The organism is Bartonella sp. AD328YNZD (genome assembly GCF_042196425.1).
This window is the reverse complement of record NZ_JBHIQG010000832.1, coordinates 1-574: the sequence shown is the minus strand read 5'-3', so window position 1 is coordinate 574 and position 574 is coordinate 1. Positions and strand designations below refer to the sequence as shown.

The 574-nt window shown below is 32.4% G+C and carries 2 protein-coding genes; one reads left to right on the top strand and one right to left on the bottom strand.

Features of this window, described 5'->3' with window-relative positions:
- On the top strand, positions 1 to 141 hold a 141-nt coding region (locus tag ACFIO3_RS15295), incomplete at its 5' end, for a transcription antitermination factor NusB (RefSeq protein ID WP_375704804.1).
- Between the two features lie 76 nt (positions 142 to 217).
- Here ACFIO3_RS15295 and ACFIO3_RS15290 read toward each other — a convergent pair.
- A partial coding sequence (locus ACFIO3_RS15290; RefSeq protein WP_375704806.1) for an outer membrane protein assembly factor BamE occupies positions 218 to 574 on the bottom strand: 357 nt, incomplete at its 5' end.

The following is a 574-nucleotide window of genomic DNA, read 5'->3' as shown; positions in this document are numbered from 1 at the left end:
GAGTTGATCAACCGTAAAGATGTCCCTATTGCAGTTGTTATGAATGAATATGTTGATATAGCAAAGGCGTTTTTTGAGGGTGAAGAGCCCAAACTTGTTAACGCAGTTCTCGATAGTATGGCAAAAAAAGTCCGACTCTAAGAGTTACAATCTTTTATATTATGAGACCTGACAATAATCAAATCTCATAATATTAAAACGATATGTAAACTATATTTTAGTTATTGGTTGGTAGATTCGTAGGACCTTTTATAATTTGAATTAAGAAAGGGTGTTCTTTTGTTACGGTTGGTGTTGTTTTCGTAATGAAATCAAAAACTTGACCGTCTTTTAGACCGTAGTTAGAAACTTTTACAACTTGATTCTTTGTATTGAAGTAAATGGCTAAAACTTTGCGATCAATGATCTTTGTTTTCATAAACTGCATCCCACGGTATCGTGTCTGTGAGATATAATAAAAAACTTCATTATCATATTTTGTTTTTAATGAAGGAGTTCCTAAAGTTAAAAGAACTTGCTCTTGACTTGAGCCAATAGAGATAGAACTTAGAGCATTTTTATCAAGAACATAGCC